Origin of the sequence: Psychrobacillus psychrotolerans (genome assembly GCF_900115805.1) — a bacterium.
In the GTDB taxonomy this organism is placed as follows: domain Bacteria; phylum Bacillota; class Bacilli; order Bacillales_A; family Planococcaceae; genus Psychrobacillus; species Psychrobacillus psychrotolerans.
In genome coordinates, this window is record NZ_FOXU01000011.1 from 43392 (window position 1) to 58039 (window position 14648).

The window sequence follows — 14648 nt, forward strand, 5'->3', positions numbered from 1 at the left end:
ATTATTAAAGGAGCAAGTAAAGATGGTGAAAAAGTGTCGGGTCGTATAGAAGAAGAGGTAATCGAACAAGTTAGGAATAACAATGATATTGTCGACGTCATAAGTGAATATGTTCAACTGACAAAAAGAGGTCGAAATTATTTCGGTTTATGCCCTTTTCATGGTGAACAGACACCATCTTTTTCAGTAACACAGGAAAAGCAAATTTTTCACTGCTTTGGTTGTGGTGCTGGTGGAAATGTAATTACATTTTTAATGGATATTGAAAATCTTTCCTTTCACGATGCGGTTAGTAAACTTGGTAGTCGAATTGGTATGACTATTGAAGAACGTACTTCTGGTGATACAGAGTCAAAAGCGCCTGTTTCTAAAGAGGTTACTCTGATGAAAAAAGCACATGAGTTTGCAAGTGATTATTATCATCATTTACTACTTCATACAGAGGAAGGAGAAAATGCATTACTTTACCTGGAGGAAAGAGGGTTTTCTAAGGAGATTATCGAAAAGTATAAAATAGGGTGGTCCCTACCGAAATGGGATGCTTTAACTACGTTACTTGAACGTAAAGGTATGGATTTACAAGAAATTGAGAAAACTGGGCTCATTATCCGAAAAGAAAATGAATTAAAGTATTTCGATCGATTTCGTGGAAGAATTATGTTCCCAGTTTTTGATGAAACTGGGCATGTTATCGCTTTTTCCGGTAGAATACTCGAAAAGCATGAGAATGAAGCTAAATATATGAATAGTCCTGAATCTCCAATATTCCAAAAAAGCCATGTGCTTTATAACTTGGACAAAGCAAGATTAGATATTCGAAAACAACGTAATGTAATTGTTTTTGAAGGTTTTCTCGATGTAATCGCTGCCTCTAAAGCAGGTATTGAGAACGGTATTGCAACTATGGGTACCGCTTTGACGTCATCTCATATAACAAAACTAAATAGACTCACTTCTCATGTTACGTTGTGTTTTGATGGGGACCGAGCAGGTATGGAAGCTGCTAAAAAAGCTTCTACTGCTTTACAGGCCCAACAAATACAAACGGAGATTGCAATTATTCCGGATGCAATGGATCCGGATGATTACATTAAAAACTATGGGGAAGAAGCATTTAGAACAAAGATTATTGAAAAACCACATTCTTATTTATCATTTATGATGATTGTTTCAAAAAGGGACAAAAATTTTAATAATGAAAATGATACTTTACAGTATATCCAAGAGATATTGGAAATACTGAGTGATAGAAGTTCTTCAGTTGAACGTGATTTGTATATACGTCAGCTTTCACAAGAAACGAATGTATCAGAAGAAGCAATTTATCAACACCTACGCAAAATTCAAGGAAAAAAAGCAAAACAATCTAAACAGGAATCTTCTATCCCTATAACAATTAAACCAGAAATGACGAAGATAAAGAAAGCAATATCCGCAGATGAAAGAGCTGAGCGGATATTATTATCCCATATGCTTCATAATCCTAGTGTAATTGATATAGCAAGAAGAGACTTGGAAGATCAATGTTTTATCAGAGATGCCTATGAAGTAGTATTTGTTCGTTTAACTGGGTTTTATGAAGAGTATCCAGATGGAGATTATCAACGTTTTTTAGAAGTATTAAACGATGCTGAGTTAAGAAAAATAGTAATGGAAGCAGCGCTCTCAGAACGTGATCCAGAGCATGAAACAGAGGAAGTCATGGACTGTTTGCGCCATATACGAAAATACCGGATTGAACTGCGTATTAAACGTAAGTTACATGAAGCGAAAGAAGCAGAAAAAATGAGTGATATTTCAAAGGCTTTAGAACTCGCTCAAGAAGCAATACAGTTGAAAAAGTCTTTGAAAACTTTAGAGTAACTATCCGGTAGCAAAAGGAGGAATTTCTTATGGCGGACAAGTCCGAACGCACAAAAGAAACAGAAATTGAATTATCTTTAGAAGAGGCAAAAAAACAATTAATCGAATTAGGTAAAAAAAATGGTGAACTAACGTACCATGATATTGCAGAAAAATTAGCTCATTTTGAGCTTGAATCTGATCAAATTGAAGAATTTATCGATAATCTTGAAGGTAGAAATATCGAACTTAGCCGTAAAGATGGCGATGAGGAAGATTTGGATCGTTTAATGAAAGGGAAAGAAGAGACTTTCGACTTAAATGATTTGAGTGTTCCACCAGGTGTCAAAATCAATGACCCCGTTCGTATGTACCTGAAGGAAATTGGACGAGTAGACCTACTAAAAGCTTCTGAAGAGATCGCTTTAGCTGAGCGTATCGAACAAGGTGATGAAGAAGCAAGAAAACGTTTAGCAGAAGCTAACCTTCGTCTAGTAGTAAGTATCGCGAAACGTTATGTTGGACGTGGCATGCTATTCCTAGACCTTATTCAAGAAGGTAATATGGGTCTTATTAAAGCTGTTGAAAAGTTTGACCATCGTAAAGGATTCAAATTTAGTACGTATGCAACTTGGTGGATTCGTCAAGCGATCACACGTGCAATTGCAGACCAAGCAAGAACAATTCGTATTCCAGTGCATATGGTAGAAACAATTAATAAATTAATACGTGTTCAACGTCAATTATTGCAAGATTTAGGTCGTGAACCATCTCCAGAAGAGATCGGGGAAGAAATGGACTTACCAGCAGAAAAAGTGCGTGAAATTCTGAAGATTGCCCAAGAACCAGTTTCCTTAGAAACACCTATTGGGGAAGAGGATGATTCTCACTTAGGAGACTTCATAGAAGATGCAGATGCACAATCACCATCTGATCATGCAGCTTATGAACTGCTTAAAGAGCAATTGGAAGACGTTTTAGATACGTTGACTGACAGAGAAGAAAATGTATTACGTTTACGTTTTGGTCTTGATGACGGACGTACGAGAACACTTGAAGAAGTTGGTAAAGTTTTTGGAGTTACTCGTGAGCGTATTCGTCAAATTGAGGCAAAAGCATTACGCAAACTACGTCACCCTTCTAGAAGCAAGCGTCTGAAAGACTTTTTAGAATAGAATGAAGACATCCACTGCGGATGTCTTTTTCAACATTCTATGAATCTGATAATACTGGTTTACCAGATGAAAAGAGGACTAACATGTCACTTCAGCGTAAACAAATAATAATGAATGAAATTTCATTTTGGAAAAAAAACAAGCTGCTGCCGGAGCATTATTGTGATTTCCTTCTCACTTTATACGCTCAAGGTGAAAATCAGGAAGAAGAGCAAACGGAGAATGCGTCGAAAGCAGTATTAGCAAAAAACCAAAAATATAAAGTTATATTGTATGTAGTAGTTGGTTTGTTGACTGCAATCTTGTTAGCGAGCTTATTTGTGATGACGACTGCTGTTTTTATACCTATTATTCTTGTGGCAGTTGCAATTCTTTCTTTTTTATACATAGCTATTAAACTAGTAAAAAATAAATCTCTAATGGCACCCCTGCTGTTCGTATTTTCCGCGCTTTTGCTGTTAGGTTTATCTTTTAAAGTATGGGACATATATTTTGTTGAGGAACCTTTAGTGTTAATCGGATTAATCTTCGGAAATTGTCTATTATGGCTGTTTTCCGGCTTAATGATGAAGTTAGTATATTTTAGTATTTCCGGAGTTTTAGGAGTTTTATTAATAATTGGATATTATATATTCATTTAAATTTATCACTTGCATCAATAAAAAATACAAATACCAACAAACATTCAGAAATGTGAATGATTGTTGGTATTTTTTTATTAGATGATAAATTATGATATTCATTTGGAAAAGTGAGTATCTAAACCGAATAGATAGACGAGGGAGTCGTGTATTATTGAAGCATTTCCTAGCATTAATTGACGAACAATTGTAAATAGTACTTGATATTGAAAACCCTTTCAATATATAATCATTATAAACCGATTTACTAAACCGATTTATGAAAAAGAATATATTGTTATAGGGGGTTAGGTTCAATGGATACAGATTTTGGTGTACTAACATTAGGAGATGCTTTAATAACATTTAATCCATCTGTAACTGGACCAATGAGATATGTACCGACATTTTCAAGAAAAGTAGGGGGAGCAGAGTTAAACTTTGCGATTGGTTGTGCCCGTTTAGGACTCAACTCTAAATGGGTGAGTCGATTAGGTGGGGACGAATTTGGACGAGTAATATATAACTTTGCACGTGGTGAGGGTATCGATGTTTCTGAGGTTAAGTTGGTCGAGGGCTACCCTACATCCTTGAATTTCAAGGAAATTCGAGAAGATGGATCAGGAAAAACGTTTTATTATCGTTACCAGTCCCCAATATTAACGATGGAACCTAGTGATATTACAGAACAAATGTTAGATGGGATTGACTTAGTTCATCTAACTGGTGTTTTTATGGCAATAGATAAAAAAAATATAGAAATAACGAAAAAACTATTGATACTTGCTAATCAAAAAAATATACCAGTATCATTTGATCCAAATATTCGTTTGAAGTTATGGACAATTGAAGAAGCAACCGCAGCATATATGAATATTTTCCCCTATGTAGATATACTGCTTACTGGGTTAGATGAAATCGAGATGATTTTAGGTGATTCAACAGAACAGGCCTTAGTTGAATGTGCAAAGCGCTTCAAGATTTCAGAGTTAGTCATAAAAGATGGTGGGAATGGTGCAAGAGTTTATACCAATAATAATTGGTATAAACAAGAGGCATTTCAAGTGACGCCAATAGATACAGTTGGAGCGGGAGATGGCTTCGATGCCGGCTATATTTATTCATATCTTCATGAATATGAACCAAACGAGCGACTGGAGTTTGCTAATGGAGTTGGTGCACTTGTGACTACGGTTTCCGGGGATAATGAAGGGCTTCCTGAACTATCGGAAGTACTAGCTTTTATACGAAACGATAAAGTTATTGAGCGATAAGGAGGAAATATAAAATGACAAAGTATTCTACATTGACACAAGTTACAGAGTCAAAGGTCGTTGCAGTAATTAGAGGAAATAGCGCTGAGGAAGCTGTTCAATTAACAAAGGCAGCAGTTGAAGGTGGAATTCGAATTATTGAGTTAACTTATACAACTCCTCAAGTCCAGAAAGCATTTGAAGAACTTCAAGAAATAGATGCAGTTTTAGGTGCAGGTACAGTACTTGATGCGGAAACTGCTCGACATGCAATCCTAAATGGTGCAAAGTTTGTCGTTAGTCCACATTTTAGTGAGGAAGTGGCAACCGTTTGTAATAGATATGCAATTCCATATTTACCAGGGTGTATGACAATTCGTGAGATGGTAAAAGCGTTAGAGTCAGGATGCGATATATTGAAACTATTCCCGGCTAACAATTTTGATCCTTCTTTTATTAAATCTGTTAAAGGTCCTCTTCCACATGTTCAAATAATGCCGACAGGTGGCATTAATGCGAATAATATGCAGGAATGGCTAGCAGCTGGCGCAGTTGCAGTAGGTGTTGGAAGTGATTTGAACAAAGCGTATAAAGTTGGTGGATATGACGCAGTTGTGGAAGCAAGTAAAAAGTATATAGATGCTAGTAAAAACTGAGAGGAGAGAGTATATCATGAATATGACTTTTCGTTGGTACGGAAGAGGCAATGATACAGTAACACTCGAAAATATAAAACAAATACCAGGTGTTAAAGGAATCGTATGGGCCCTCCATCAAAAGCCTGCAGGGGAAATATGGGGAAAAGAAGAGATTAAAGAGGAAATCGATTATATACATTCATACGGTTTTCATACCGATGTAGTGGAAAGTGTGAATGTCCATGAATCTATTAAATTAGGGAACGAAGAGCGTGACCAATATATTGAAAACTACAAGCAATCGATTCGAAATCTTGGAGAATACGGTGTAAAAGTAATTTGTTATAATTTCATGCCAATATTCGACTGGACTCGTACGGAAATGTTCCATCCACTAGAAGATGGTTCAACTGCATTGTTTTTCGAAAAGTCAAAAGTAGATAATATAGATCCACAAGAATTAGTTAAAACAGTAAGTGAATCCTCTGACTTGTCCTTACCAGGATGGGAACCAGAAAGAATGGCTCATATTGCTGAATTATTCGAAGCATACAAGGAAGTTGATGAAGCTAAGCTTTGGGCTAATCTTGCTTATTTCTTAAATGAAATTTTACCAGTAGCTGAGGAAGCTGGCATTAAAATGGCTATTCATCCTGATGATCCGCCGTATTCAATCTTTGGTCTGCCACGTATTATTACTGGCGAAGCAAGCTATGAGAAACTAATTGCAATTTCGAATTCATCTTCCAACGGATTTACCATGTGTACTGGCTCAATGGGTGCAAATCCTGAAAATGATATGGTCCAAGTGGCTAGAAAATATGCAACACGCTCTCCATTTTCACATATTAGAAATATAAAAATTTATGAAAGCGGTAACTTTACTGAAACTTCGCATTATACGAGCGATGGATCTATCGATATAAAAGGTGTGGTAGAAGAGTTAAATAAACAAAATTATGATGGGTATGTGAGACCAGATCACGGTCGACATATTTGGGGAGAGGTCTGCCGCCCTGGATATGGCTTATATGACCGAGCTTTAGGCATCATGTATTTACTAGGGTTATGGGATGCTTTTGAAACAAATAAGGAGGATTCGCAATGATTCCTATTCATGAAAATATAGATGGTCGGGTTGCTGTAATTACAGGTGGTGGCGGTGTGTTATGCTCCCGAATGGCAGTGGAACTTGTACGTCATGGGGTAAAAGTTGCCATCTTGAATCGAACTGCCGCTAAAGGTCAAAAGGTGGTAGACGAGATAACTTCCAAAGGTGGAGTAGCAATCGCCATAGAAACGGACGTCTTAGATCGTGAGTCTCTTGTTCGTGCAAAAAAAGCTATCTTGGAGCAATTTGGTCGAGTTGATATTTTGATAAATGGAGCCGGTGGTAACCATTCAGATGCGATTACTGGCCCTGAAAAATACGAAGAAGATGCGACGAGTAAATCCTTTTTTGATTTGGATGAAAGTGGATTCTCAGATGTTTTTTCCTTGAATTTCACAGGTACATTTCTACCTAGCCAAGTTTTCGGCAAAGATTTACTAAAAGCGGAATCTCCGACCATTATTAATATCTCATCGATGAGCGCATATGCACCATTAACGAAAATTCCAGCATATAGTGCAGCAAAAGCATCTATAAATAATTTTACAATGTGGATGGCAGTTCATTTTGCGGAAGCTGGATTACGTGTAAACTCCATTGCACCTGGATTTTTTGTAACGGAACAAAATAAAGATTTATTACTGGACGAAAATGGCAACTATACAGCTCGCTCAAAAAAAATAATGGCAGCCACTCCGATGAAAAAATTTGGAAAGCCTGAAGAACTATTAGGAGCGCTGTTATTTTTAGTAGATGAATCATATTCGTCATTTGTCACTGGCACAACGATGGCTGTTGATGGTGGTTTTATGGCTTACTCAGGAGTATAAGAGATGAAAAACATTACAATTGCCGATGTAGCAAGACATGCAGAAGTTTCTAAAAGTACTGTTTCCCAATATTTAAACAAACGATATGAGTATATGAGTGAGACAACACGAAAGAAAATTGAGAAAACAATTAAAGAGCTAAATTATAGACCGAATGTTGTTGCTAGAAGCTTAAAGCAAAAATCGACTTTTACGGTGGGAGTCATTGTGGCTAACATTCTACATACATTTTCGACTCAAATTATACGCGCAATCGAAAATAATTTTCACCAAAAGGGTTTTCATATTATTGTTTGTAACGCAGATGATGAACCAGAAAAGGAAAGAAATTATATTGAAATGCTAATGGCTAAGCAAGTCGACGGTTTTATCATCTTTCCGACAGGCGGTAACGTAGATTTATATAAAGAAATGATTAACCAAAATATCCCATTAGTATTTATGGATAGAACGATTGATGAAATGGATATACCAACTGTAATGCTCGATAATATGGATGCTTCAAGGCTTGCAGTACAAAGTCTAGTGGATAAGGGCTATAAACGTATTTCTATTATAACTACTTCAATCATTCGAAACATAAGTCCTCGTGTGGAAAGGATACAAGGTTATAAGAAGGCATTAGAGGATTTCCAAATGCCTGTAGTACCAGATTATATAAAATCTCCGGATGTAAAAAATTTAAATTTAGCTATCGGTGAACTGTTCCAATTAAATGCACCGCCTGATGCGATTATTGCAGGGAATGATCGGGTGTTAATCGGTGTATTGAATTATATTAAAGAACATGATTTGAAGATTCCAGATGACATAGCAGTTATTGGAATTGATGAAGTTTCATTCGCAGGCTTTTTCACTCCTACTATTTCGACCATTTCTCAACCTACCGTAGAAATGGCAAATCAAGCAGTGAAACTATTATTAAATCAAATTAACCAAGAGGTAGATTTGGGGGAGACGGGAGTTTATCGTTTGAAAGCAACTTTAAATTCACGAGAATCCTATTAAGTTAAACAGAATTATAGGTAAGGATATTCTAAACATGTTATAAAATCATCTCAATGAAAATTGAAAAGGGTTAGGGGAAATGAATATGGATTGGTTTATCGAATACGCTCCAATAATTTGGGTAGCATTAGGGGTAGCACTTTTATTATTTCTAAATATAGTTGTGAAACTTAATAGTGTATTGGCTCTATTAATTGTAGCTACATTAGTAGGTATTTTAAATGGTTTAACATTAGATGCAGTTGTTATCTCTATAAAAACTGGATTTGGTAGTACACTTGGAAGTTTAGCAATCATAATTGGTATGGGTGCTGTACTAGGGAAATTAATGGTAGACTCTGGAGCTGCTCAACGTGTAGCTTCCACCTTACTGAATAAATTCGGTGTAAAGAATATTGAATGGGCAATACTAATTGTCGGGACAATATTTGGGATTTCTGTTTTTTATGAAGTAGCATTTATCATTCTTGCACCTCTTGTAATTAGTATTGCTATTGAAGCGAAAATTCCTTATTTAAGATTAGGGATTACAATGGTAGCTGCAGCAACGATGGCACATAGTATTTTTCCGCCACAACCAGGACCAACTGCACTGGTAGATGCTTATGGTGCAGATATGGGTATGGTTTATATTTTAGGAATTGTTGTTGTAGTTCCATCCGTTATTTGTGCTGGTATTATTTTACCAAGAATGTTACGTAATTTAGACTTACCTGTTCCACCTCTTTTGAAGAAATCAAAACAATTCTCAGAAGAAGAAATGCCTGGATTTGCTGTTAGCTTATTAGTGCCTTTACTACCAGCAATTATTATTACTGCCGCAACCATCATCAATATTTTTGTAGATAGAGAGACCACTTTCTCTCAAATTATTAATTTCTTTGGTAGTGCTGAGATTAGTATGATTCTAGCTGTTCTCGTAGCGATTTATGTTTTCGGTACAAGTAGAGGGAGATCGATGAAAGAAGTCATGGGTTCCTTCTCTGGGGCTATTGAAGGAATTGCAATGATTGTCTTTATAGTAGGAGCAGGTGGGGCCTTCAAACAGATCATTCTAGATACTGGTATTGGTGACTTTATCGCTGGAATGATGCAAAATACTAGTGTATCGCCACTAATCATGGCATGGTTAATTACAGCTATTCTGCGTATTGCGACTGGGACAGGCGTTGTTTCAGCCATTACTGCAGCAGGTATAGTAGGACCACTTATTCATACTTTTGATGTTAATCCTGTTCTAATGGTATTAGCAACTGCAGCTGGAAGTAACACTATTACACATGTAAATGATGCATCCTTCTGGTTGTTTAAGGAGTATTTCAATTTATCTATTAAAGACACGTTCAGAACTTGGGGACTTCTTCTATTCACCAACTCTATTGTAGGATTAGGAGTCGTATTATTACTTAGCTTGTTTATATAATTCATGTAAAAATGCTTTGCGATGCTACTGTTTTAGTAGTATAGCAAGGCATTTTTTATATGTAAACCGATACTTCCATTTCCTAAATAGGCATAATCGAGTAATTCTTTTTAGGAATTTACAGATATACTTTGAACAACTGTTGATCTTTGTTTACCGAGGTCAATATAATGATCACGGCTTCTAATTTCAAGTTCGATTATATCTCCTGGTAGTAAATAACCATTTTCTTTTTGGGTATCTACAAAGTAGTTAATTTTTTCTTCGTACGTTGTATTTATATCAATCATTTTTTCAAGTATATCTTTATTTAATCGTAAACAGACTCCACCGGGTGTCCCGGTTAATATTAAATCGCCAATACGTAAATCAAAAATAGTCGACATTTCCGTTAATGTATCAGTCGGCTTAAACAATAAATGATCGCTAAAGGAATGTTGCCGAACTTCGTCATTTACTCTTAATATTAGCTCTAAATCATTCAGATAGTGAATTTCATCTTGTTCTAATAAATACAGGTAGGGGCCAGTAGGACAAAATGTACGATAACTTTTCCCTTTAAACCATTGTTGTTCTACAATTTGTATATCGCGTGCCGAAACGTCGTTTGCAATTACTAATCCACCGATATAATCACCAATATTTTGGGTGGTAATGTTGGTTTCTTCTGTGATATCTTGTTTGAGGACAAGTCCTAATTCAATCTCATAATCAAGCAATTGGACATCTTGCGGACATATTATATTTGTATTAGCTGCACTTAATGTACTTGGGGACTTCATAAATAGTAAATTATATGCAGGCTTTTGTTGAGTAAATCCAGCTTCTTCACGATGTTCAGCATAGTTTGTTCCCTGGCAATAGATATTCCCGTCATGTGTAATAGGTGATAAAAGAGTGATTTCTTCCATAGAGATAATAATACCTTCTGTTTTAGCCCTTGTAATTTGCGAATGTCCATCTGTTAATATGCTCCGAAGCGTTGGAAACGTTCCCTCTATAAGGCGTAAATCTTCTTCATAAATTCCCCAACATTCTTGTCGATCATATTCAAAACGTAATAAACGTGTCCCCATTTTGAATCCTCCTTTTATTTAGTATGTTTCATTATAGGAAGAAAGTGGACTCTAAAAATACAATAAAAGCCTGCTGAATTTTCCAAGGAAAACTGCTAAAAGTCATTGAAAATTAAAAAGAGATATCTTAGAGAGGATGTAAATAATAAAAGGTATTAAAAAAACTAGAAGCATAAGACTCCTAGTTTTTTGTACACCCTTTAGTTGTATTGTTTTTTTATAGGGCAGGAGCATGGGGATCTTTTGCATGTGACTTTGAATTGCTCATTATTAAAATAATTGACCATACAATCGCTAAACCTGTCAAACCGAGTGAAGCAAACAATAATGTAGTGCGCCCACCTTCAAAGCCTGTAATATTTAAAATGGTCTGGTAAAAAAGGGGGCTTAATAAACCGCCAAGACCTTGTGCAGCTACTATGAATCCAACAAATGAAATGCCTTTTTTCTCATTGGATAATTCGGATATTCGTGCAAAAACTCCTGGAAGTGCTAATCCTAGGCCGATTCCACCAATAAAACTAGCGACAAATATCATTGTTAAGCCATTTGATAAATAACACCCAAGTATTCCGCCGCCAGTTAATAAAATAGCTAGAGGTACGTTTTGGATAGGCATGAGTGCACGAATTCTAGAGAAGAACATACCAATAATTAATGTCCCAAAAGTGAATAAGGATATTGCTAGGCCTGCTTCCGTGGCGCTTCCTAATCCTTCTGATTGGATAAGAATAGATATGTTTGTCACATATCCAAAAACTAGCATGGAGAAAAAGACTTGACCAATAGTAAAACCATATACCGTTTTAGGTGCAGTGAATAATGTCTCTTTCAAAGAAGCATGAACTGCAACTTTCTTTGCTGGTTCTGGTAAATAAAGAAACGTAATTGCTAAAATCCAAATAGGGAATAAATAAACTAAGAAACCATATTGCCAACCAAAGTTGTCTGCTAACATACCACCACCAAGTTGGAAGAAAATAGCTCCGACACAAGCGATCGTGGATGTACCGAATCCAATTAAGAAGTCGCGCTCACGATCCTCGAAGAACCTAGTAATAATATCAATCGATAATGGTAATGTAATCCCTACACCAAGTCCTAATAATCCTCGGAAAAGAATAATTAAAAATAAATTATCAAGGAAGAATGGCATAATACCACCAATCATAAAGAATATTAAACCAGCAAATAGTAAACTACGGGATGTGAACTTAGTCGAGAGTTTACCGTAAAATAAGGAAGGGAAAATCATAAATAGTCCAGGAATAGTTGCAATTAACATAACAGTTGATGGTGCATACTCAGGGAAAGCTTCAATTAAATCCGCCATAATAGATCCTGCTACACCAGCTGCTACATCTTGGAATGCGATAATGACAATCAGAAACTTTAAAAAGCCTTTACTCTTTGTTGGAAAAATAATGTTACCTCCTCTTATTAGTAGTAATTTCCTAAAAACTGTCTAGCATCAGAAATGGATAGAATGGAACAATGATTACTTATTTTTATGGACACTTCTTACTTTAGAGAGTGGTACATATCTCTGAAATCTCTAGTTAAGAAAGCGTTTTCATTTTATTCCCCTTTCTTTCAAGTTAGTAAAATCGTAGCATTTTTGATTTTGATATAAATAGATAAACTTTGTTTAAAAACAACGTTTGCTTTCATAAGAATTTATTGAGATACCATTATTTTCTCAAAAAAAACCTACGCCTCTAAAAAGCGTAAGTTGTAAAAAATTATTCGATTTCAACCTCGCCTAGTATTTCTAATGCTTCAATACAGAACATTAATTCGAAAGAATCCTTAGAATTCCGTAAATTTTTGTTTAATAAATCTTCGAGTTTTTGAATGCGATATACTAAGCCACTCATAGATAAACTTAAATCAAACATCGTCTGCTGTAAATTACCATTATTCTTTAAAAATATATAGAGTGTTTTTAAAAATTCAACTTTTTTTGCTTCTTTTAACTCTAAAATTGCCTTTAACTCATGCTTTGCTAATTGAACAATCGAAGCTTTGTTATGTGAATTGATAATCGAGCTAATGATACTAGTATTTTCAAATAAGACAATTGATTGCTTTTTATCTATATTTAAAGCAATAATCGATTGCTGATGTGCTTCGGGAATATCTTCAATATCTTGGATGGTACGACTAATCCCAATTCTAAAATCGTAAATTTTGAAGGAACGCTGTAAATGCTTTATTATACTTTCTGCAATTTCCAATGTATTTGGTTGTTTTTGCATTAAAAAAATTATTTCATCTTGAAATGAGGTGATGAAAATAGGTATTTTATGCATTTCCAAATAGATTGTAAATGTTTGGATGACTTTTGATAGTATTTGTTGCTCTTTAATCTGCATGTTATTTTTGAGGATTTTAACGTTTCCTATAAAAAATGCTTGATTTAAATCTATTTCCATTAAGTAGCTACGATAATTCATACTAGATTTTGATGTATATTGCTTTTGCAATAGCTGTTCAAAAAAGTAAGCTTTCATATTCTCAATAGCCTCTAAACTAGACTTCTCATTTAAATAATGAAGAGAGCATACGGTTGCTGCTCGTTGGATAAAGTCCCGCTCAAATTCTAACTCCTTTGTCTGTGTTGGATAAATAAATGCAATATAACCAATCACTTGATGATGGACTGTAATGGGACAAACGAGTCTCGTATGCTTTTGTCCGTCTATTTGTAAAGGATGTTCGGGTTCAATTGGTTTCAACAAAAGCTTGCCTGAACGGGTTTGACCAACCTGCTTGGCGAAATCGTCGTATAAATTATCTAATTCTTCTAGAGTAATGCCAGCGGTCATGTATGAATTTAAGTTTAAATCTTGCAAGATAACTGGAGTACCAAGCGTTTCATAAATGGTTTCTAATAATTGCTCCAATTTCATTCCTTGTGTAAGTCCTTTTGTTAAATTGTTATGAAATATGGACACTAGTTCCGTTAAGCGCTTTTCTTGATAAAGCTGTTCATAAGTTGTATTTAATTCATCAATCATACGAGAGTGATTCATTTTAATTACATATGATTGTGTTTCTTTATCCCAATCCTCTAGTGCCTTCATTTCAAACGCACATTCCGCATCTCCCCGTGCTCGACACGTTACTTCAATAATATATATCTCTTTTTTTGTTAAATAAGAAGTGAAACCGCTTGCATATCCAGCCAATGTGTGACAAGCAACCTTTTCACTCACTCCGAAATGCTGTAAATGTTCTGAAGCTTCATATGAATTAATCCAAACTCCTTTTGCATAAATCTCTTTAATATTATCGTGGTCATCTAAGTGTAGTACTCTTTCGGTTACTAAATCCGTAATTTGTCCGGTATTTAGGTGATAAGAGGAAGCAGAATCTAACTTTTTACGTAACCCAAGTTGCATGCGGTCTACTTCTTTTGCATGGGCTACACCCAAATTCCATCCATACCTTAATAAAAAGGTTTTTGCATGATCATATCCTAAATGCTCGATAAGTTCTTTACGTAATAAGCCAAATGAATTTGATGTTGTATACAGCTCTTTGTCAAACGTTGGTAAAGTCATTTGTTCGCCTCTTTTCGTAAATTCTTTACAGGGAAAAATGTGTTATTAAGGGTATTTTATCAGAAAATTTAGAAAAGGGTAGCGCGAATTGAGTGAAAATTAACTA

At 35.4% G+C, this 14648-nt stretch carries 12 protein-coding genes; 9 read left to right on the forward strand and 3 right to left on the reverse strand.

Annotation, left to right across the window (positions count from 1 at the left end; translation table 11 throughout):
- Positions 1-33: 33 nt before the first annotated feature.
- The 9 genes from dnaG (at position 34) to BM260_RS16870 (ending at position 9900) form a co-directional block, all read left to right on the forward strand.
- Positions 34-1863 (forward strand): DNA primase, encoded by a 1830-nt coding sequence (gene dnaG, locus BM260_RS16830; protein ID WP_093538548.1) that lies wholly within the window; start codon positions 34-36, stop codon positions 1861-1863.
- A gap of 29 nt (positions 1864-1892) precedes the next feature.
- Positions 1893-3017 (forward strand): RNA polymerase sigma factor RpoD, encoded by a 1125-nt coding sequence (rpoD, locus tag BM260_RS16835; RefSeq protein WP_093538519.1) that lies wholly within the window; start codon positions 1893-1895, stop codon positions 3015-3017.
- Between the two features lie 20 nt (positions 3018-3037).
- Complete coding sequence (locus BM260_RS16840) at positions 3038-3658, forward strand: hypothetical protein (RefSeq protein WP_139219938.1); 621 nt, start codon at positions 3038-3040, stop codon at positions 3656-3658.
- A 296-nt stretch (positions 3659-3954) separates the two neighbouring features.
- Positions 3955-4911, forward strand: coding sequence for a sugar kinase (locus tag BM260_RS16845; protein WP_093538521.1), 957 nt, complete (start codon positions 3955-3957; stop codon positions 4909-4911).
- A 14-nt stretch (positions 4912-4925) separates the two neighbouring features.
- A complete protein-coding gene (locus tag BM260_RS16850; RefSeq protein ID WP_093538522.1) occupies positions 4926-5546 on the forward strand; it encodes a bifunctional 2-keto-4-hydroxyglutarate aldolase/2-keto-3-deoxy-6-phosphogluconate aldolase in 621 nt (206 codons plus the stop codon).
- Between the two features lie 16 nt (positions 5547-5562).
- Positions 5563-6636 carry a mannonate dehydratase gene (gene uxuA, locus BM260_RS16855; protein WP_093538523.1) on the forward strand — a complete coding sequence of 358 codons (1074 nt, stop codon included), beginning with the start codon at positions 5563-5565 and terminating at the stop codon, positions 6634-6636.
- A complete protein-coding gene (locus tag BM260_RS16860; RefSeq protein ID WP_093538524.1) occupies positions 6633-7469 on the forward strand; it encodes an SDR family oxidoreductase in 837 nt (278 codons plus the stop codon). Before uxuA ends, BM260_RS16860 begins: the two co-directional genes overlap by 4 nt.
- Positions 7470-7472: 3 nt before the next feature.
- A complete protein-coding gene (locus tag BM260_RS16865) occupies positions 7473-8477 on the forward strand; it encodes a LacI family DNA-binding transcriptional regulator (protein WP_093538525.1) in 1005 nt (334 codons plus the stop codon).
- Between the two features lie 85 nt (positions 8478-8562).
- Positions 8563-9900, forward strand: a complete 1338-nt coding sequence (locus tag BM260_RS16870) for a gluconate:H+ symporter (protein ID WP_093538526.1) — start codon at positions 8563-8565, stop codon at positions 9898-9900.
- A 110-nt stretch (positions 9901-10010) separates the two neighbouring features.
- Here BM260_RS16870 and BM260_RS16875 read toward each other — a convergent pair whose 3' ends face one another.
- The 3 genes from BM260_RS16875 to BM260_RS16885 form a co-directional block, all read right to left on the reverse strand.
- Positions 10011-10976, reverse strand: a complete 966-nt coding sequence (locus tag BM260_RS16875) for a fumarylacetoacetate hydrolase family protein (RefSeq protein ID WP_093538527.1) — start codon at positions 10974-10976, stop codon at positions 10011-10013.
- A gap of 217 nt (positions 10977-11193) precedes the next feature.
- Positions 11194-12417 (reverse strand): MFS transporter, encoded by a 1224-nt coding sequence (locus BM260_RS16880; protein ID WP_322788101.1) that lies wholly within the window; start codon positions 12415-12417, stop codon positions 11194-11196.
- Positions 12418-12718: 301 nt separating this feature from the next.
- A complete protein-coding gene (locus tag BM260_RS16885; RefSeq protein WP_093538529.1) occupies positions 12719-14542 on the reverse strand; it encodes a V4R domain-containing protein in 1824 nt (607 codons plus the stop codon).
- Between the last annotated feature and the right edge of the window lie 106 nt (positions 14543-14648).

What these genes read in the sequence shown, in the direction of transcription:
- BM260_RS16845 (WP_093538521.1), top strand. Translation starts at nt 3,955, where the DNA reads ATGGATACAGATTTTGGTGTACTAACATTAGGAGATGCTTTAATAACA.
- BM260_RS16840 (WP_139219938.1), top strand. Translation starts at nt 3,038, where the DNA reads ATGTCTTTTTCAACATTCTATGAATCTGATAATACTGGTTTACCAGAT.
- rpoD (WP_093538519.1), top strand. Translation starts at nt 1,893, where the DNA reads ATGGCGGACAAGTCCGAACGCACAAAAGAAACAGAAATTGAATTATCT.
- BM260_RS16850 (WP_093538522.1), top strand. Translation starts at nt 4,926, where the DNA reads ATGACAAAGTATTCTACATTGACACAAGTTACAGAGTCAAAGGTCGTT.
- BM260_RS16885 (WP_093538529.1), bottom strand. Translation starts at nt 14,542, where the DNA reads ATGACTTTACCAACGTTTGACAAAGAGCTGTATACAACATCAAATTCA.
- BM260_RS16870 (WP_093538526.1), top strand. Translation starts at nt 8,563, where the DNA reads ATGGATTGGTTTATCGAATACGCTCCAATAATTTGGGTAGCATTAGGG.
- BM260_RS16860 (WP_093538524.1), top strand. Translation starts at nt 6,633, where the DNA reads ATGATTCCTATTCATGAAAATATAGATGGTCGGGTTGCTGTAATTACA.
- BM260_RS16875 (WP_093538527.1), bottom strand. Translation starts at nt 10,976, where the DNA reads ATGGGGACACGTTTATTACGTTTTGAATATGATCGACAAGAATGTTGG.
- BM260_RS16865 (WP_093538525.1), top strand. Translation starts at nt 7,473, where the DNA reads ATGAAAAACATTACAATTGCCGATGTAGCAAGACATGCAGAAGTTTCT.
- uxuA (WP_093538523.1), top strand. Translation starts at nt 5,563, where the DNA reads ATGAATATGACTTTTCGTTGGTACGGAAGAGGCAATGATACAGTAACA.